The sequence below is a fragment of the Jiella sonneratiae genome (genome assembly GCF_017353515.1).
Taxonomy (GTDB): domain Bacteria; phylum Pseudomonadota; class Alphaproteobacteria; order Rhizobiales; family Rhizobiaceae; genus Jiella; species Jiella sonneratiae.
In genome coordinates this window covers 40,269-59,530 of sequence record NZ_JAFMPY010000029.1, presented here as the reverse complement: position 1 = coordinate 59,530, position 19,262 = coordinate 40,269, and the positions used below count along the sequence as shown (strand labels likewise).

The window sequence follows — 19,262 nt, the reverse complement described above, 5'->3', positions numbered from 1 at the left end:
GCCGCTCGTCGACGAACCGCTCGCCAATCGATACTTCGAAACGCTCGGGGACCTCGAGCTCGTTCTCGAAAAACGCTGCCGCGAACTCGACCAACAACGCCAAACCGTCGCGGCGCATACAAGCTTTGCATGGTGGCCCAAGCCAGTCAGGCCGACCTGATCACCCGAATCTGGTATGAAACATGGATTCGGAGCCCTGGAGATTATTGCGCATCAGACACGGGTCGAGATTTGCCGCTCGGCTGTTGAGACGCAGAACGGTCCGAGTCCGGGCGCAAACCAAAATCCGGGAGCCGCCGCCGCCCCGGCTGCCCGCACCCGCTCCGGTCCGCCGGGGCCGCATCGGCCACCCGGCCCTCCGTCCCTCGCCCTCACCACCCCCGCCCCCGTCACGCGCCCCCGTCACGCGCCCTCGTCACTCGCCCCGCGGAAAGCGGGCGTTCTCCTCGACGACGTTGAGGTCCATGTGGTTGCGCATGTAGCGCTCGGAGGCGACCTTCAGCGGCTGGTGGTCCCAGGGATAGTAGGCGCCGTTCCTGAGCGCCTCATAGACCACCCAGCGCCGCGCCTGGCTCTCGCGCACCGCCGCGTCGAAGCGGGCCATGTCCCATTTTTCCCGCATCTTCGCCTCGAACCCCGCCAGCGTGGCGGCTTGGGCGGGATCCCCGGCCAGATTGGCGCGTTCGTGCGGATCGGCGGCAAGGTCGAAGAGCTGCGGCGGGTCGAGTTCGCAGTGATTGAACTTGAACCGTCCCTCGCGGATCGAGACCATCGGCGCATAGGAGCCCTCGGCGGCATATTCCATGTGGACCGGCTCCGGCCGCGCCCGGCCCTCGATCACCGGCAGCAGCGAATGGCCGTCGGTCCAGGGCATGATCTCGCTCATGTCGATGCCGGCGAGATCGCAGAGCGTCGGCGTCATGTCGATGGTCGAGACCGGAGCCTCGACGCGGCGCGGCTGCAGCCCGGGCGCGGCGATCATCATCGGCACCCGGGCCGAGCCCTCGAAAAAGCACATCTTGAACCACATGCCCCGCTCGCCGAGCATGTCGCCATGGTCGGAGACGAAGGCGACGATGGTGTCCTCGGCCATGCGCGTCCTGGAAAGCACGTCGAGGATCGAGCCGATCTTCTCGTCGAGATAGGAGAGGTTGGCGAAGTAGCCGCGCCGCGACCGCCGGACGTCTTCGGCGGTGATTGCGGACTTCGCCGCGTCGTTGGCGGCGTAGAGACGCCTGGAATGGGCGTCCTGCTCGTCGAAGGCGATCGGGCCGACCGATGGCTCCAGATGGGCGCAGCCCCCGTAAAGGTCCCAGAATTTTTTCCGCGCCACATAGGGGTCGTGCGGATGGGTGAAGGAGACGGTCAGGCACCAGGGCCGGCCGTCATGGCCGCGCGAGAGATCGTAGAGCTTCTGCTCGGCGAAGAAGGCGACCTCGTCGTCATATTCCATCTGGTTGGTGATCTCGGCGACCCCCGCCCCCGTCACCGAGCCGAGATTGTGATACCACCAGTCGATCCGCTCGCCGGGCTTGCGGTAGTCCGGCGTCCAGCCGAAATCGGCCGGATAGACGTCGGTCGTCAGCCGTTCCTCGAAGCCGTGCAGCTGATCCGGCCCGACGAAGTGCATCTTGCCCGAAAGGCAGGTGTGGTAGCCGGCGCGCCTCAGGTGATGGGCATAGGTCGGGATCGCCGAGGCGAATTCGGCGGCGTTGTCGTAGACCCCCGTGCGCGACGGCAGCTGGCCCGACATGAAGGATGCCCGCGCCGGCGCGCAGAGCGGGCTTGCCGTATAGCTGTTCGCGAACCGCACAGAGCGGTCCGCCAGCCCCTTCAGATGCGGCATGTGGAGAAAGTCCGCCGGCCCGTCGGGAAACAGCGTTCCGTTGGCCTGGTCGACCATGATGACGAGGGAGTTCGGGCGGGCCATGGGCGGCGGTCCTAGGCTGGGAAAAGGAGATCGGGTGCGCCCCTGCGGCATAACGCGTCGGCAAGGCCCGCGACAATGGGCAGAATGGCGGGAGAATGGCGGAGGGGGCGCCCGCGCGCCGCGCGGGCCGCCTCTGCCGACGCGCCGCCCATGCAACGAGTGGTCTTTCGCCTCCGGCGGCGCTACAGCCGCTGCGAAAGGATCGAGGGCCGATGCTGAAGGAAGACCGAATCTTTGCGGAGGCGGCGCGAAAGGCGGCGCCGGTGCCGCAGTCCTGGCTCGGCCATGTCGGCGCGACGGTGTCGCTGGCGCTGCCGCTGGTCGGGGTGCAGCTCGCCCAGATCACCATGAACGTCACCGACACGGTGATGGTCGGCTGGCTCGGCGCGGGCGAACTCGCCGCGACCGTCCTCGCCACCCAGATCTTCTTCCTCGTCTTCATGTTCGGATCGGGCTTCGCCCATGCCGCGATCCCGCTCGCCGCCGCCGCCGAGGGCCAGGGGGACGGCCGCGGCGTCCGGCGCTCGATTCGCATGAGCCTGTGGATCCTGATGGCCTACGGCGCCGTGACGACGATCCCCCTCGCCTTTCTCGGCGAGATCCTTCTCTTCCTCGACCAGGCGCCGCAGACCGCGCGGCTCGCCGGCGCCTACATGGCGGTCGGCGAGTGGTCGATCTTCCCGGCGCTGGCGATCCTCAGCCTCAGGGCCTATCTGACCGTCGTCGGCCGCGCCTATCTGATGCTGTCGGTCATCGTCGCCGGGGCGGTCGCCAACGCGCTCTTCAACTGGGTGTTCATCTTCGGCCATCTCGGCGCGCCGCCGCTCGGCGTCGTCGGCGCGGCGCTGGCAACGCTCCTCGCCAACCTCCTGATGGCCTCGCTCCTCGTCGGCTACACGCTGGTCGCCAAAGGGCTCGCCCGCTACGAGCTCTATGCGCGGTTCTGGCGGCCGGACTGGCCGGCCTTCGTCGAGGTCCTCCGCCTCGGCCTGCCGATCTCGGCGACGATCATCGCGGAAGTCTCGCTCTTCGCCACCTCGTCGATCATGATGGGCTGGCTGGGGACGATCCCGCTCGCCGCCCACGGCATCGCGCTGCAGATCGCCTCGGTCTCCTTCATGGTGCCGCTCGGTCTCGCCAGCGCCGCGACGGTGCGCGTCGGCCTCGCCCACGGCCGGCGCGACAGCCTCGCCCTGGGGCGCGCCGGCACCATCGCCGTCCTCATCGGCGGCGGCGTCGCGCTCTGCGCCGCCGCACTGTTCTGGTCGTTCCCGGAACGGCTGATCGGGCTCTATCTCGATCCGACGAAGCCGAACGCCGCGGACGTCCTCGCGACGGCGGTGCCGCTGCTCCTCGTCGCGGCGGTGTTCCAGATCGCCGACGCGCTGCAGGCGGTGGGGGCGGGCGTTCTGCGCGGCATGAAGGACACCCGCGTGCCGATGCTCATCGCGCTGGTCAGCTACTGGGCGGTCGGCATGCCGGTCGCCTACGTCCTCGCCTTTCCGGTCGGCCTCGGCGGCCCGGGCATCTGGTGGGGCCTCGCCTCGGGCCTCGCGACGGCGGCGGTGATGATGAACTGGCGCTATGTGAGGCGCGCGAAATACGGGCTCATGGGCACGCCCTGAGGGCGTCAGGCCGCCGGGGCGTTCACCAGTCCGCGCCTTCCGCCGATGCTTCGCCTGCCAGTTCGCCGGCCCGGTCGCGAAGCGCTTTCGGCAAGGCTTCGAGCGATCGGTCGTCGAAACGCAGTGACGGCAAGTGGGTCGTGACGAGATTTCCGACGGCCACTGCCTGTGCACGATCACGCCGCCGCCTGGCGGCTTCGCGATCGTCAGTTTCCGAAACCCAGAGCTTGTGAAGGGCAAAGTAGCGGGGGTCGACGCAGACCATCGGCGCCGGCAGGCCTCGCATGTCCACGACCACCGCGGAGACTTTGGGTCCGTTCACCAGCCATTCCAGGCCGCGAATCTCCACCGCGACGAGATCTCCCTCGACATCGCCGACGCGCTGGGGCGGTGAGCGCGCGGCATCCTTCGGCACCGGCGCTATCAGGTCCACCAGATAGTTGTCCCTGTTGGCCATGCGAAACCCGTTCGCGAGCTTGCGGAACGAGCGGTCGACCGACTGCAGCATGCCGACCAGGCCGGCGGCGGGGAAGGTATCGGAAGCGATCTGCATATGCGCTCGCGAGTCGAACAGAAGATCGATGTCCTCGGTCGAAGCGAGCTCGGTCGCGAAATGCCCTCCCGCCATCGCTTCGTAGCAGTGGAGCGCGTTGGTGCCGACGATGCAGACCGACGACCCCAAAAGCCCCGCGTCGTCGAGTTTGCGCAGAATGCGAGCCGCAATGACCGGAAGACGGCCGAGGCCCATCGCCCGATTGACGGGGGCCATTTCCTCGATCCGGCGTCGCGCGGCATCGTGGATCGCCCGAGCATCGGCCTTTGCCTCGTCGAAGGCCGCCTTGGTCTTCTCCGTATCCGCGGAGCGGGGCCCCAGGGAAACGTCCTTCACCCCGCTTCGGCGATAGAGGTAATCTCGTCCCTTGATGGTCTTCCAACGCATTGTTCCGCGATGATGCGCCAACCGGTCGCGACCATCGATCATGGTCGCGTAAACCTGGCCGAGATCGGCGACCTGGCGAGACTGATCCAGCCGTAACGGTCTGAAGTTCATGGCGTTACCCCACATGCGACCGAAAGCACTCCCGGCTGGGGTAACACGTTTCGTTGCGAGGAGAGAAGCGATCTGGCGGTGGCCAAAGAAAGCGAGATCCCGCAGCAGGCAGCACCGGGGGGCGAGAATGCGGGCGACGTTGCGTGTCCGACATGGCGGCGGCCTCGACGCTTCGACGGTCCAGGGCACCGTCCCGAGAAGGACGGCGGGAAGCGGGCGAGCGGCGGCGCCTCGCTCGACGCGGTGCGCCTGCAAAAAAACAGCGCGGGCCCTTCCGGACCCGCGCCTTGTTGCATTCACCTCGTGAAGCGGCGGCTCACGCCGCCACCCGGTCTCCCTCGGCGCCGTTCTTCGAGCCGACGACGTGGAAGATCAGCCGGTCTGAGCCGCCCGAGATCTTCACGGTCTGCTCGTCCCTCACCTCGCCCATCAGGATCTTCTCGGCGAGCGGGTCCTGCACCTCGCGCTGGATGACGCGCTTCAAGGGCCGCGCGCCATAGGCCGGGTCGTAGCCCTTCTGGGCGAGCCATTCGCGCCCCGTTTCGTCGAGCTCGATGCCGATCTTGCGATCGGTCAGGAGCTTTTCGAGCCGCGCCATCTGGATGTCGACGATCGCGCCCATCTCCGAGCGATGCAGCCGGTGGAACAGGATGACGTCGTCGACCCGGTTCAGGAATTCCGGCCGGAACGACGCCCTGACCACCGCCATCACCTGTTCGCGCGCGGCCTCGGCGTTCTCGTCCTCGCCGAGGGCGACGAGGAACTCCGAACCGAGGTTCGAGGTCATGATGATCAGCGTGTTGCGGAAGTCGACCGTCCGCCCCTGCCCGTCCGTCAGCCGCCCGTCGTCGAGCACCTGCAGGAGAACGTTGAAGACGTCCGGATGGGCCTTCTCGATCTCGTCGAACAGGATCACCTGATAGGGCCGGCGGCGGACCGCCTCGGTCAGCGCGCCGCCCTCTTCGTAACCGACATAGCCCGGAGGCGCGCCGATCAGCCGGGCGACGGAGTGCTTCTCCATGTATTCCGACATGTCGATGCGCACCATCGCCGCCTCGTCGTCGAAGAGGAAGCTCGCCAAGGCCTTGGTCAGCTCGGTCTTGCCGACGCCCGTCGGCCCGAGGAACATGAACGAGCCGATCGGCCGGTTCGGATCCTGCAGGCCGGCCCGCGCCCGCCTCACGGCCCGCGACACGGCCTGCACCGCCTCGCCCTGGCCGACGACCCGCTTCTGCAGGGAATCCTCCATCCGGAGCAGCTTGTCGCGCTCGCCCTCCAGCATCCGGTCGACCGGAATGCCGGTCCAGCGCGAAACGACCTGGGCGACGTGGTCGGCGGTGACGGTCTCCTCGACCATCGAGCCGGCGCCCTTCGCCCCGTCGCGCGCCTCGGCCTCCTTCAGCGCGGCCTCGAGCTTCGGGATCTCGCCATAGGCGAGCTCGCCGGCCCGCTGGAACTCGCCCTTGCGCTGGGCGATGGCGAGTTCGTTGCGCGCCTCGTCGAGCTGGCGCTTCAGATCTGCCGCCTGGTTCAGCTTCGACTTCTCGGCCTGCCAGGCCTGGGTGATGCGGTCGGACTCTTCTTCCAGATTCGCCAACTCGCCCTCGAGACGCTCGAGCCGGTCCCTCGACGCGTCGTCGGTCTCCTTCTTCAGGGCCTCGCGCTCGATCTTCAGCTGCATGATGCGGCGGTCGATCTCGTCGAGCTCCTCGGGCTTGGAATCGACCTGCATCCTCAGCCGCGCCGCGCCCTCGTCCACGAGGTCGATCGCCTTGTCGGGCAGGAAGCGGTCGGTGATGTAGCGGTTCGAGAGCTGCGCCGCGGCGACGAGGGCGCTGTCGGAGATCCGCACCTGATGGTGCTGCTCGTATTTCTCCTTCAGGCCGCGCAGGATCGAGATCGTGTCCTCGACCGTCGGCTCGGAGACGAAGACCGGCTGGAAACGGCGTGCGAGCGCCGGGTCCTTTTCCACGTGCTTGCGGTACTCGTCGAGCGTCGTCGCGCCGATGCAGTGGAGCTCGCCGCGGGCGAGCGCCGGCTTCAAGAGGTTGGAGGCGTCCATCGCCCCGTCCGCCTTGCCGGCCCCGACGAGGGTGTGCATCTCGTCGATGAACAGGATGACGCCGCCGGCCGCCGCCGAAATCTCGGAGAGGACGGACTTCAGCCGCTCCTCGAACTCGCCGCGATATTTCGCGCCGGCGATCAGCGCGCCCATATCGAGCGCCATCAGCTGCTTGTCGCGCAGGCTCTCCGGGACGTCGCCATTGACGATCCTCAGCGCCATACCTTCGGCGATCGCGGTCTTGCCGACGCCGGGCTCGCCGATCAGCACCGGGTTGTTCTTGGTGCGCCGAGAGAGGACCTGGATAGTGCGGCGGATCTCGTCGTCGCGGCCGATCACCGGGTCGAGCTTGCCCTCGCGGGCGGCGGCCGTCAGGTCGCGGGCGTATTTCTTCAGCGCGTCGTAGCCCGATTCCGCCGAGGCGGTGTCGGCGGTGCGGCCCTTGCGCAGGTCGTTGATCGCCTCGTTGAGCCCGGCCGGGGTGACGCCGGCCTTCTTCAGGATGTCGGCGGTCTTAGCGGTCTTCTCGATGGCGAGCGCCAGCAGCAGCCGCTCGACGCTGACATAGCTGTCGCCGGCCTTCTTGGCGATCTCCTCGGCGGTGGCGAAGACCTTGGCGAGCGGCTGGGCGAGATACATCTGGCCCGACCCGCCGGAAACCTTGGGCATCGCCTTCAGCGCCGCCTCGACGCCGAGCCGCGCTTCCTGCGCGTTGCCGCCGGCCTTTTCGATCAGGCCCGCCGCAAGGCCTTCCTCGTCGTCGATGAGGACCTTCAGGAGATGTTCGGGGGAAAACTGCTGATGATCGTTCGACACCGCCAGCGTCTGTGCCGCCTGGATGAAACCGCGGACGCGCTCGGTGTATTTTTCCATGTTCATGGCTCTCTCCTTGCTGCGCTGCGCCCTCGTTCAGGCACGCAGCACCTACCCTGGAGTCCGGCTCCCGCACGCGGCGAGCCGCCCGAAACAGATATGGGAGGCAAAAGCCGGCGGCGGAAGAGGCGGAGAGGACGATTGTTGCAAAAATGATACGCCCTGCGGAGAGCCCTGCCGCAACGGGCACCAGGCGTCCCGCGTCGTCTCAGGCGGCGAGCTCGGGAAGCTTCAGGCCCTCGCGCTCGAAGGCCGCCCGCACCGCCGGGCGCCCCACCATCCGCCGGGCATGGGCGGTCCATGCCGGAAAATCGCCGGCCATGTCATAGCCGAGGAAGGATCCGTTGCCCCAGTTCCAGAACACCAGGAGATAGGGATCGGCCACCGAATAACTTTCGCCCGCCGCCCAGTCGTCGCCCGCGGCAGCAAGCTTGTCCTCGACCATCCGGTAGATCTCGCGCGTCGCCCGCTTGCCGGTCTCCACGACGTCCTGGCGCCCCTCTTCCGTCGCCGCGTAGCGCTCGGCCCGGCGGATGTGGGCGTAGCTCGGATGAACACCCGACGAAAGAAAGGCCAGCCACTCGGCGCAGCGCGCCTCGCCGTGCGGATCGGCGGGCCAGAGCCTGGCATCCGGATGGGTCACCGCGACGTAGCGCAGGATCGCCGGATTCTCGGTGACGACGAAGTCGCCGTCGGCGAGCGACGGGACCCGGCCCTTCGGATTGATCTTCAGATATTGCGGCGAACGCTGCTGACCGCCGGCGGTATCGATCCGCACGGCCTCGAAGTCGGCCCCCGCCTCCTCCAGCGCGATGTGCGAGGCAAGCGAACACGCGCCCGGGGCATAGTAGAGTTTCATCGCTGCCGTCCTCGCCCTTTGCTCGCGCGACGCTGCGTGTCGCCCCCTGCGCTGCCGGCCGGCGGATGTGCCGCCCGCCACAGGGCGGCGGCTCGCGCGTCGCAATCCCAGGAACAAGAAAGGGCGGACGGTCCGCTCGACCATCCGCCCCTCGCAAAAATCGTCGCGTCCCGCCTTACTGGGCGTAGCGGCGCATCACCAGCGAGGCGTTGGTGCCGCCGAAGCCGAAGGAGTTCGACAGCACCGTGTCGATCCGCTTTTCCTTCTTCTTGTGCGGCACGAGGTCGATCGGCGTCTCGACGGAGGGATTGTCGAGGTTCAGCGTCGGCGGTGCGACGTTGTCGCGGATCGCCAGCGCCGAGAAGATCGCCTCGACGGAACCGGCGGCGCCGAGCAGATGGCCGATCGCCGACTTGGTGGAAGACATGGTGATCTTGTCGGCATTCTCGCCGGCAAGCCGCTCGAAGGCTTTCAGCTCGATCTCGTCGCCCATCGGCGTCGAGGTGCCGTGGGCGTTGACGTAGTCGAGCTCGCCGGCGCTGATGCCGGCCCGCTTCAGCGCTGCCGACATGCAGCGGAAGGCGCCATCGCCGTCCGGCGAGGGGGAGGTGATGTGATAGGCGTCGCCGGACAGGCCGTAGCCGATGATCTCGGCATAGATGCGCGCCCCGCGGGCCTTGGCGTGCTCGAGTTCCTCGAGAACGACGACGCCGGCGCCCTCGCCCATGACGAAACCGTCGCGGTCGCGGTCATAGGGCCGCGAGCCCCGCCTGGCGTCGTGGTTGAAGTGGGTCGACAGCGCTTTGCAGGCGGAGAAGCCGGCGAGCGACAGCCGGCAGACCGGCGACTCGGCGCCGCCCGCCACCATGACGTCGGCATCGCCGAGCCCGATCAGGCGGCTGGCGTCGCCGATCGCATGCGCGCCGGTCGAGCAGGCGGTCACCACCGAATGGTTCGGGCCCTTGAGGCCGTTGCGGATCGAGACGTGGCCGGAGGCGAGATTGATCAGGCTGCCCGGGATGAAGAAGGGCGAAACCCGGCGAGGCCCCTTCTCCGCCAGGATCAGCGAGGTCTTCTCGATGCCCTGCAGGCCGCCGATGCCGGAGCCGATCAGGACGCCGGTGGTGATCCGGTCCTCGTAGGTCTCGGGATGCCAGTCGGCGTCGTCGAGCGCTTCGGCGGCGGCCGCGACGGCGTAGACGATGAAATCGTCGACCTTGCGCTGCTCCTTCGGCTCCATCCACTGGTCTGGATCGAAGGTGCCGTCGTGCCCGTCGCCGCGCGGGATCTGGCAGGCGATCTGGCACGGCAGATCGGAAACCTCGAAGTTCTCGATCCGCGCCGCGCCGCTCTCTCCGGCCAGGAGGCGCCGCCAGGTGACCGGTGCGCCGGCGCCAAGCGGTGTGACCATCCCGACGCCAGTGATGACTACTCGTCTCATATCGGCTCTTTTGTCAGATGGACGGGTCGATCTGCGGGAAACTGGTCGGCCGCCCCGGCTCCGGCAAACGCGATGCCGACGAGCCCTGCCTACATCCGCCAGCCTCGCCCCGACCGGGCGAGGGCCGCCGCCATGCGGCGTTCAGTCCGCACCCGCTGCGCGGCAAGCCGTCGGCCCCCGAAACGGGGGCCGCCCGCCCATCAGGCCTGGTTCTTCTCGATGAACTTCACGGCGTCGCCGACGGTGAGGATCGTCTCGGCCGCATCGTCGGGAATCTCGACGCCGAATTCCTCCTCGAACGCCATCACGAGCTCGACGGTGTCGAGGCTGTCTGCCCCGAGATCGTCGATGAAACTGGCGTTCTCGGTGACCTTTTCCTGCTCGACGCCCAGGTGTTCGACGACGATCTTCTTCACTCGCTCGGCGGTATCACTCATTGTCATTCCTCTGCTGTGATGACGTTGGCCGTTCGTTAGCGGCGACACGGCGCTTTATCAAGCGGCGCGCCCGGTTTTGCCGGCCGCGCCATCAATTCGGCCCCATCGGTCTCGATGCGGCGGCTCGTTAGCACCTCCGCGAGGTCCCGCCAAGGGCGGCGGCATCGCGCGACGGGCGCCCCGTGCGTTCAGATCATCGCCATTCCGCCGTTGACGTGGATGGTCTGCCCGGTGACGTAGCCCGCCTCGCTGGATGCGAGATAGACCGCGGCGGTGGCGATGTTCGATGCCTCCCCCATGCGCTTCATGGGAATCATCCCCAAGATCGAATCCCGCTGTTTCTCGTTCAGCTTATCCGTCATGGCGCTGGAAATGAAGCCGGGGGCGATGCAGTTCACGGTGACCCCGCGCGAGGCGATCTCCTGCGCCAGCGATTTCGAGAAGCCGACCATTCCGGCCTTGGCGGCGCAGTAGTTGGCCTGGCCGGGATTGCCGATCACGCCGACCACCGAGGTGATGTTGATGATGCGGCCGAAGCGGCGCCGCATCATCGGATGGACAAGCTCGCGGGTCAGGCGGAAGGCCGCCGTGAGATCGATCTCGAGCACGTTGTCCCAGTCGGCATCGGACATGCGCACCATCAGACCGTCCTTGGTGATGCCGGCATTGTTGACGAGGATGTCGATCCCGTCGAGCGCCTCGCTCGCCTGTTCCGCCAGCCGGGTCTGGCCGTCGCGCTCGGAAAGGTCGGCCGGCAGCGCGACGCAGCGCTCGCCGAGCGAGGCTGCGAGTTCCTCGAGCTTCTCCCGGCGCGTGCCGTGCAGGCCGACGGTCGCGCCGCGTTCGTGCAGCGCCCGGGCGATGGCTTCGCCGATGCCGCCGGTGGCACCGGTGATCAGGGCCCTGCGGCCGGTCAGGTCGAACATGTCGTGTTTCCTCGAAAGCGTTCGTGGAGGCGAGCTCGACGGCTTCGCTCGATCTTATGGGGGACTCACGCCATCCGATGCGCTTCGACGAAGGCCTTCACCGCCTCCGCCGTGCCGAGCGCCTGGGCCGACAGACGCTTGTCGATCCGCCGGGCGAGGCCGCTGAGGACCTTGCCGCTGCCGATTTCGACGAGGTCGGTGACGCCGGTCCCGGCAAGATACTCCATGCTCTCGCGCCAACGCACCTCGCCGGTGACCTGCCTGACCAGCCGATCGCGGATCTCCGCCGGATCGGCGGTCGGCGTCGCGGTGACGTTCGAGACCACCGGCACCTTCGGCGCGCGGATCGTCGCCGTCGCCAGCGCTTCGGCCATCTTTTCGGCGGCGGGCGCCATCAGGCTGCAGTGGAAGGGCGCGGAGACGGGCAGCGGGATCGCCCGCTTGGCGCCGGCCTCGGGCGCCAGCGCGACGGCGCGCGCCACCGCCGCCGCGGCGCCGGAAATGACGATCTGGCCGCCGCCATTGTCGTTGGCCGGCGACAGCACCTCGCCCTCGGCGGCCCTGACGCAGAGTTCGGCGACGCTCGCGGCGTCGAGGCCGAGGATCGCCGCCATGCCGCCCTCGCCGGCGGGCACCGCCGCCTGCATCGCCCGGCCGCGCAGCTTCAGGAGCCGCGCCGCCTCGGAAACGCCGATCGCGCCTGCGGCGCAGAGGGCCGAATATTCGCCGAGCGAATGGCCGGCGACGTAATCCGCCGCGGTGACGGCGAAGCCTTCGGCCTCGAGCGCGCGCATTGCCGCGAGCGACACCGCCATCAGCGCCGGCTGGGCGTTCTCGGTCAGCGTCAGGCTCTCTTCGGGGCCTTCGAAGATCAGCGCCGACAGCTTCTCGCCCAACGCCTCGTCGACCTCCTCGAAGACCGCGCGGCTCTCCGCATAGGTCTCGGCCAGCGTCCGGCCCATTCCCACGGCCTGGCTGCCTTGCCCTGGGAAAACCAGCGCCAACGTCATCATCTCGCTCCGTAATCGTCCACTCGGGATAAGGGTGGCGTGGGCAATGGGCGCTACGAACCCGGGTGTCAAGCTTGCAGCGCACAATCCTGCGGCGCCGGAGCCGCCCGGCGCCGGCGCGCAAGCATCGCGAGAGCGCTATTCCTTCACGGCGCCGGTCATCGACGAAACGTAGTAATCGACGAAGAAGGAATAGAGGATCACCACCGGCAGCGAGCCGAGCAGCGCGCCGGACATCAGGGCACCCCATTCGTAGATGTCGCCCCTGACAAGTTCGGTGAGGACGCCGACCGGCACCGTCTTGTTCTCCGAAGAGGAGATGAAGGTCAGCGCGTAGATGAACTCGTTCCACGAGAGCGTGAAGGCGAAGATGCCGGCGGAGATCAGGCCGGGCACGGCCAAGGGCAGCACCACCCTGGTGAGGATCTGCCAGCGCGTCGCGCCGTCGACCAGCGCCGATTCCTCGAGTTCGAACGGGATCGTCCGGAAATAACCCATCAAAAGCCACGTGCAGAAGGGGATGAGGAAGGTCGGATAGGTCAGGATCAGCGCCAGGCGCGAATCGAAGATGCCGACCTGGAAGACGATGAAGGCGAGCGGGATGAACAGGATCGACGGGGGCACGAGATAGGCGAGGAAGATCATGAGGCCGGTCGTCCGCGCGCCGGTGAAGCGGATGCGTTCGATGGCATAGGCCGCGAAGACCGAGGCGAAGAGCGAGATGAAGGTCGAGGCGACGGCGACCAGCATCGTGTTCCACAGCCAGCCCGGATAGGAGGTCTCGAACAGAAGGTACCTGATGTGTTCGAGGGTCGGATTGACCACCCAGAACGGGCTGTAGTCCTTGTAGTTGGTGAGCTGGTGATCCGGTTTGATGGCGGTGATCGCCATCCAGTAGAAGGGAAACAGCAGCACGAAGATGAAGCAGGCGAGCGGCAGATAGACGACGAAGATCCGCCGCAGCGGCGTGTCGAACTGGTCCATGCCTTCGGAATCGTCGTGGATCGCCGGGCGGTTTGCGGAAACGGACGGCTGGCTCATCGAACGGGTCTTTCCTCAGTCGGCTCCGCCCTGCTGCCATTTGCGGCGCTGCAGACCGAAGAAGGAGAACAGGATCGCGGCGAGCAGGAACGGGATCATCGCGACGGCGATCGCCGCGCCCTCGCCGAGCTGGCCGCCCGGGATCGCCCGCTGGAAGGAGAGCGTCGCCATCAGGTGGGTGGCGTTCACCGGGCCGCCGCGGGTCAGGACGTAGATCAGCTGGAAGTCGGTGAAGGTGAACAGCACCGAGAAGGTCATCACCACGGCGATGATCGGGGTGAGCAGCGGCAGCGTCACCTTGGTGAAGCGCTGCCACGACGTCGCGCCGTCGAGGGCGGCGGCCTCGTTCAGCGACTGCGGGATGGTCTGCAGGCCGGCGAGCAGCGAGATGGCGACGAAGGGGATGCCGCGCCAGACATTGGCGGCGATGACCGCGGCGCGGGCATTGGTCGGATCGCCGAGGAAGTTGATCGGCCGGTCGATCCAGCCCCACTGCATCAGCACCCAGGAGATGATCGAGAACTGCGAATCGTAGATCCACCAGAAGGCCAGCGCCGAGAGCACCGTCGGCACCACCCAGGGCAGGAGGATGATCGCCCGGAAAAAGGTCTTGAACGGCAGGTGCTCGTTGAGGATCAGGGCGAGCCACAGGCCGAGGGCGAATTTCAGGATCGAGGCGACGATCGTGTAGAGCAGCGTGTTGTAGACCGACAGCCAGAACACCGGATCGTCGAACAGCCAGGCGTAGTTCTCGAAGCCGATCCACTGCCCCGACCGGCCGATCGAGGCATCGGTGAAGCCGAGCCAGACGCCGAGGCCGAGCGGATAGGTGAGGAAGCAGAGCAGAAACACCGCCGCCGGCAGCATGAACAGGAAGCCGAGGCCGTTGCGGCTTTCGACGAAGCGGCGGAGGAGACCGGGGCGCGGCCTCGCCGTGCCGCGTGATCCGGTGGTGTCTATGGCGGCCATCGACCGAGGCTCCCTGAGATGCTCTCTTCGCCCGTCCGACCGACGGGACATGCAATTCAGTCGACGGACGCCCCCGATCGGGCGACACCCTCGACGCTTCGTCATTGTCGGGCCCCGTCCCGAGATCCCGGAGATCGTCGGCCCTGCCAGCTCCGGCCGCAAAGGGGCGGACGCGGCCGATGCGGCGCCAACCGCCCCTGGATTCTCGGGACGGGGCCAGAGAATGACGAGGTTTCAACTTCTGCCCCGACCCTTCCGAGCAGACGGCCCTCGAAAGCCGCTCGCCGACCAGACCCCGCCGCGGCGGCGATGCCGCCCGAACCCTCTCGCCCCTACCCCCCTTCGATGAACTCGAGAGGTCCTGGATGAGGGGCCGTCGCGGCACCGGATCATCCTCATCCTGAGGTGCGAACCGGAGCCTGCGACGGGGAGCCTCGAAGGGCGAGGGTGACCCCGCCTGGTTTCGATGCGGCACCAAGCGCCCCCTCGCCCTTCGAGGCTCACCCGCTCAGATGAGCGGGTGAGCACCTCAGGATGAGGGAGGCTATTTCAGCGCCGCACCGGATCGGCGCGGCGCCTCCTCCTTACCGATAATACCGCTTGATCCGCCGTTCGGCATTGGCGATCGCGTCCTCGGTGGAGCGCTGGCCGGTGACCGCCTCGGCGAACATGTCGACGAGAACGTAGTCGGCCATGACGCCCGCCGATGCCGGTCCGAGAGGCCCGGCATAGCCGTTCGGCCTGAGGCTCGCGGAGGCGTTGGCATAGGCCTTGTGCACCGGGTTCGACGACCACACCGGATTGTCGGCGAAGGCCTTGAGCGGCTGGCAGCAGTAGGCGCTGGCGCCTTCCAGCCAGGCGTTGAACTTCTCCGGCTGGAACATGAAGGCGATCCAGGCCTTCGCCGCTTCAGGATATTTGGTGTGCTTGAAGATGTTGATCGTCGAGGTCTGGTGCAGTTCCACCGACTTGCCGACCGGGCCGATCGGCAGGTTCGTCGTCCGGATGTCCTCGGCGATCTCGGCCATCGCCGGATCCTTCTTGGCGGCGTAGTACAGCGAGACGCCGTTCGCCGTCAGCGAGATCTGGCCGGCCAGGAAGGCGCGGTTGTTGTTGATGTCGAGCCAGCTCTCGGTGCCCGGGATGAAGGTCGCATAGAGCTTCTTGGCGTATTCGACGGCGGCCTTGGTCTCGGGGCTGTTGATCGCCGGCTTGCCGTTCTCGTCGACGGTCATGCCGCCGTGGCTCCAGAGCAGCCAGTGGGCGTAGTTGTTGCCGTCGCCGACCGCCTTGCCGTGCGGGAAGCCGGCGGGCGTGCCCTTGTCCTTCATCGCCTTGCAGAGCTCGAGGAAACCGTCGGTGTCCTTGGGAAATTCCGAGAAGCCCGCCGCCTTCATGTGGCTGTCGCGGTAGCAGATGGCGTTGCCGATGGCGCAGAGCGGGATGGCGATGAACTTGTCGCCCTGGGTGGCGTAGCCCTTCAGGCCGTCGTACCAGCCGCCATTCGCCTCGCCCAGCGCGTTGCCGAGGTCGGTGACGTCGACGAGCTTGTCGGGATACTGGAACGGATCGTCGAACCAGCTCATCACCATGTCCGGCCCGGAGCCGACATTCGCGGCGACGGCGGCCTTCGGACGCACGTCCTCCCAGCTTTCCTGGTCGATGCGGACCTCGACGCCGGTCGCCTCGGTGAAGGCCTTGGTGTTGGCGTTGAAGGCCGCCTCCTCGCCGGAGACGAAGGGCACCCAGCGCAGCAGGCGCAGCGAGGCGCCCTCCTCCGGCTTGAACTGCGGCATCGAGCCCGCCGCGAAGGCCCGGCCGGCGCCGAAGGGGCTGCCGAGGGCCGCGCCGGCGGCGATGCCGGCCGCGCCCTGCATGAGCGTCCTGCGATTGATGGTCATGACGTTTCCTCCCTGTCACACCGAATGTCACTGCCTGATGGCGCCACCCTCCTCGGCGGCGCCGCTTTCGACCTCTTCCTCGCCTCCGGCCGGCGGCCGGAACGCTGCGGCTTGACGCATCGCGCCCGAGGTCGCCGCAATCTTGCCTATGCCGAAACCCGCTCTCCCGACTTGGCGTCGAAGACGTGGACGCTCTCGGGATCGATGCCGACCCGGATCTCCTCGCCCGGCCGCGCCGCGATGCGCTCGCGGAAGACGCAGGTCACCTCGGTCTTGCCGAGCCTGGCGAGGACGTGGGTCTCGGAGCCGGTCGGCTCGACGACGTCGACCGTCAGCGGCACGTCGCCGCCGAGGTGGAAGCTTTCCGGCCGCACGCCGTAGATCAGTTCGGCCCCAGCCGCAGCGGTGCCCGGCCGGCCGACCGGCAGGACGTGGCCGTCGCCTGTGACGAAGCGCCGGGCATCGCCGCCCTCGATATGGCCGGTCAGGAAATTCATTGCCGGCGAGCCGATGAAACCGGCGACGAACAGGTTGTCCGGCCGGTCGTAGAGTTCGAGCGGCGCGCCGACCTGCGCGACCGCGCCGTCGTGCATCACGACGATCTTGTCGGCCATGGTCATCGCCTCGATCTGGTCGTGGGTGACGTAGACGGTCGTCGTCTTCAACCGCTGGTGGAGGTTCTTCATCTCCGAGCGCATCGAGACGCGCAGCTTGGCGTCGAGGTTGGAGAGCGGCTCGTCGAACAGGAAGACCTGCGGCTCGCGGACGATCGCCCGGCCCATCGCGACGCGCTGGCGCTGGCCGCCGGAGAGCTGGCGCGGATAGCGGTCGAGGAGATGGCTGAGGCCGAGGATCTCCGCCGCGGGCCGGACCCGCTCGGCGATCTCGGCCTTCCCGACGCCCTTCAGCTTCAGGGAGAAGCCCATGTTCTCGGCGACGGTGATGTGCGGGTAGAGCGCGTAGTTCTGGAACACCATGGCGATGTCGCGCTCTTTCGGCGGCAGCGCGTTGACCACCCGGTCACCGATCCAGATCTCGCCGGCGGTGACGTGCTCCAGACCGGCGAGCATGCGCAGCAGCGTCGACTTGCCGCAGCCCGACGGGCCGACGAGGACGACGAATTCGCCTTCCTCGATGGCGATCGAGACGCCGTGCAGGACCTCCACCGTACCGAACGCTTTGCGGACGTCCTTGAACGTCACCGATGCCATCCACTACCCCCCGGATCGATTTGCAACGTATTTTTTGGGCGCATACTGTCCGCTTCGCCGCGGAAGCGCAACAGGCCAGTCGCGCGCACCGGAATTTCGCCGTCGACAGTGTGGAAAGGCCTCCGTCGCTACGGCGCCGGACGGACCGGCAGAAACGCCGCCGCCGGCCGCAAGAGGGCGCAACGTATACGTCTTGCCGGCCCCGGACGCCCTATGCCCGCCCCCCCCCGCCCATGAGGGCCGCCGACCCGCATCGCGGCGGGCCCGGCCGCCCTCACTCGGGGCGGATCAGGATGACGAGACCGAAGAGGACGAGGCCGACGGCGGCGATCTTCCAGAAATCGCCGCGCTTCCTCAGCCCGGGCAGGCCGAGCGGGCGGATGAGATGGGCGCCCATCAACAGGACGAACAGGATCGAGAAGAGTTTGCTCATGGTGCCGAGGCCGTACAGCATCGCGGCGCGAAGCAAAATCGTCCCGGCGCAGATCCCGGCCGAAACGGGCGGGTGCCGTCGTCCGTCAGATCCTGTCGAGCGCCCCGGAGGCAACGACCGGGCCGGTCGGCTGGCCGGTGGGCGAGCCGCCGGGGGGTTCGAGCGAGACGGCGAGCGCCGCCTTGGGTTCTCCCACCGGCCGGTTCTTGAAATGGATCTGGGCCGGCCGCTCGGCATTGATCAGGCCGAGCGACAGCGGCGCCCCGCCGTTCGGCGGCACCACCCAGAGCTCCGGCACGCGGTTGCCGTGATTCTCGTGGGTGACCGGAATCAGCGTCGCGATGTCGTGGTCGCGGTCCATCACCACCGTGAAGAGGGCCTGCCCCTGGTCGCTCGCCAGCGTGCCGACGAGGACGTTTTCGAAGACGTCGCCCGTGTTGCCCGTCCCGAGCCCGGCGAGATTGCCGGAAACCAGGATCAGCGCGGCGAGGCTCGCCGCCGCAAGGCCCATGCCGGACAGGCCGATCCACTGCCAGATGCCGGAGACCCGCCGGCCGCGCGGCCGCTCGCGGCCGTCGGCCGCCGCGACGCGGCGCATGCGCGCCAGTTCGCCGGCGATGCCGGGCCAGACGCCGGCCGGCGGCTCCACCGGCTGGATCGCCGCATAGAGCGGTGCCAGACGCGCGTCCCACGCGGCCACCTCGGCGGCGAAGGCCGGATCGCGCTCGATCCGGCGCTGCGCGGCGCGACGATCGGCACCGTCGAGCACGCCGAGCGCGTACTCGGCGGCCGGATCCGCCTCGTCACCGTCGTCGCGGCGCAGATCGTTCATTGCGACAGACACTCCTTCAATCTGATCAGGCCGCGCCTGATCCGGCTCTTGATCGTCCCGAGCGGCACCGAGAGCCCCGCAGCGAGCTGTTCATATGTCATGCCGCCGAAGAAGGCGGCGGCAATGGATTCCCGCGTGCGCTCGTCGAGCGTGCGCAGGCAATCGCCGAGACGGCGGCCCTCGTCCACCTCGGCGAGGCGGTCGAAGGCCGACGGTCCGGTCTCGGCGACTTCCGCCGCCTCTTCCATCGGGCGGTCGCCGCCCCGCCGCCCGATCTGCCGCAGCCGGTCGATCGAGCGGTTGCGGGCAATGGTGGCGAGCCAGGTGATCGGGCTCGCGCGTCCGGCGTCGAAGCTGTCGGCGCGCCGCCAGGCGGTCAGATAGACGTCCTGGAGAACGTCCTCGGCTTCCTCGCGGTCATTCAATATACGCAGGCAGACACCGAAAAGCTTCGCCCCCGTCCGGCGGTAGAGCTCGCCGAGCGCGGCCTCGTCGCCCGCGGCGAGACGGCCCATGATCGCGACGAGAACCGTCCGCGCCTCCTCTGGCTGCACGAAATGCTCCTCCAACGCGGCCACACACAGCTGTGCCTAGGGCAAACAGCTTCGAGGCCCGGTTGTCAACGTCGGGTCGATCGCGTCGCCCGAATGGTCCGGCGGCG

16 protein-coding genes are annotated in these 19,262 nt (G+C 67.9%); 1 reads left to right on the top strand and 15 read right to left on the bottom strand.

What is annotated here, in order from left to right:
* Positions 1–415: 415 nt before the first annotated feature.
* Positions 416–1,930, bottom strand: coding sequence for a choline-sulfatase (gene betC, locus J1C47_RS20355; RefSeq protein ID WP_207352638.1), 1,515 nt, complete (start codon positions 1,928–1,930; stop codon positions 416–418).
* Positions 1,931–2,142: 212 nt separating this feature from the next.
* On the opposite strand from betC, the gene J1C47_RS20350 reads away from it, so the two are divergent.
* Complete coding sequence (locus tag J1C47_RS20350) at positions 2,143–3,555, top strand: MATE family efflux transporter (protein WP_207352637.1); 1,413 nt, start codon at positions 2,143–2,145, stop codon at positions 3,553–3,555.
* Positions 3,556–3,577: 22 nt separating this feature from the next.
* On the opposite strand, the gene J1C47_RS20345 is transcribed toward J1C47_RS20350, so the two are convergent.
* The 14 genes from J1C47_RS20345 to J1C47_RS20280 all read right to left on the bottom strand — a co-directional run bounded on the left by J1C47_RS20345 (position 3,578) and on the right by J1C47_RS20280 (position 19,155).
* Positions 3,578–4,606 carry a GSU2403 family nucleotidyltransferase fold protein gene (locus tag J1C47_RS20345; RefSeq protein WP_207352636.1) on the bottom strand — a complete coding sequence of 343 codons (1,029 nt, stop codon included), beginning with the start codon at positions 4,604–4,606 and terminating at the stop codon, positions 3,578–3,580.
* A 316-nt stretch (positions 4,607–4,922) separates the two neighbouring features.
* Positions 4,923–7,547, bottom strand: a complete 2,625-nt coding sequence (gene clpB, locus J1C47_RS20340; protein WP_207352635.1) for an ATP-dependent chaperone ClpB — start codon at positions 7,545–7,547, stop codon at positions 4,923–4,925.
* Between the two features lie 202 nt (positions 7,548–7,749).
* Positions 7,750–8,400 (bottom strand): glutathione S-transferase family protein, encoded by a 651-nt coding sequence (locus tag J1C47_RS20335; protein ID WP_207352634.1) that lies wholly within the window; start codon positions 8,398–8,400, stop codon positions 7,750–7,752.
* Positions 8,401–8,575: 175 nt separating this feature from the next.
* Positions 8,576–9,841 (bottom strand): beta-ketoacyl-ACP synthase II, encoded by a 1,266-nt coding sequence (gene fabF, locus J1C47_RS20330; protein ID WP_207352633.1) that lies wholly within the window; start codon positions 9,839–9,841, stop codon positions 8,576–8,578.
* Positions 9,842–10,041: 200 nt separating this feature from the next.
* The gene (locus J1C47_RS20325; RefSeq protein ID WP_026358398.1) at positions 10,042–10,278 is read right to left on the bottom strand and encodes an acyl carrier protein; all 237 of its coding nucleotides are present in this window, start codon (positions 10,276–10,278) and stop codon (positions 10,042–10,044) included.
* 188 nt (positions 10,279–10,466) lie between these two features.
* Positions 10,467–11,204, bottom strand: coding sequence for a 3-oxoacyl-[acyl-carrier-protein] reductase (gene fabG / locus J1C47_RS20320; protein WP_207352632.1), 738 nt, complete (start codon positions 11,202–11,204; stop codon positions 10,467–10,469).
* Between the two features lie 65 nt (positions 11,205–11,269).
* Positions 11,270–12,214, bottom strand: coding sequence for an ACP S-malonyltransferase (gene fabD, locus J1C47_RS20315; protein WP_281065559.1), 945 nt, complete (start codon positions 12,212–12,214; stop codon positions 11,270–11,272).
* A 138-nt stretch (positions 12,215–12,352) separates the two neighbouring features.
* Positions 12,353–13,255, bottom strand: a complete 903-nt coding sequence (locus tag J1C47_RS20310) for a carbohydrate ABC transporter permease (RefSeq protein ID WP_207352630.1) — start codon at positions 13,253–13,255, stop codon at positions 12,353–12,355.
* Between the two features lie 15 nt (positions 13,256–13,270).
* Entirely contained in the window at positions 13,271–14,122 is an 852-nt protein-coding gene (locus tag J1C47_RS20305) for a carbohydrate ABC transporter permease (protein ID WP_245396705.1), read from the bottom strand.
* A 686-nt stretch (positions 14,123–14,808) separates the two neighbouring features.
* Positions 14,809–16,125, bottom strand: a complete 1,317-nt coding sequence (locus J1C47_RS20300; RefSeq protein ID WP_207352628.1) for an ABC transporter substrate-binding protein — start codon at positions 16,123–16,125, stop codon at positions 14,809–14,811.
* Positions 16,126–16,271: 146 nt separating this feature from the next.
* Positions 16,272–17,336 (bottom strand): ABC transporter ATP-binding protein, encoded by a 1,065-nt coding sequence (locus J1C47_RS20295; protein WP_207352627.1) that lies wholly within the window; start codon positions 17,334–17,336, stop codon positions 16,272–16,274.
* Positions 17,337–17,610: 274 nt separating this feature from the next.
* The gene (locus J1C47_RS20290) at positions 17,611–17,769 is read right to left on the bottom strand and encodes a hypothetical protein (RefSeq protein WP_207352626.1); all 159 of its coding nucleotides are present in this window, start codon (positions 17,767–17,769) and stop codon (positions 17,611–17,613) included.
* 85 nt (positions 17,770–17,854) lie between these two features.
* On the bottom strand, positions 17,855–18,601 hold the full coding sequence (locus J1C47_RS20285) for an anti-sigma factor (RefSeq protein ID WP_207352625.1): 747 nt from the start codon (positions 18,599–18,601) through the stop codon (positions 17,855–17,857).
* Positions 18,598–19,155: a sigma-70 family RNA polymerase sigma factor gene (locus tag J1C47_RS20280; protein WP_342592028.1), complete on the bottom strand. Its 558-nt coding sequence runs from the start codon at positions 19,153–19,155 to the stop codon at positions 18,598–18,600. The genes J1C47_RS20285 and J1C47_RS20280 overlap by 4 nt, the downstream gene beginning before the upstream one ends.
* Positions 19,156–19,262 lie beyond the last annotated feature (107 nt).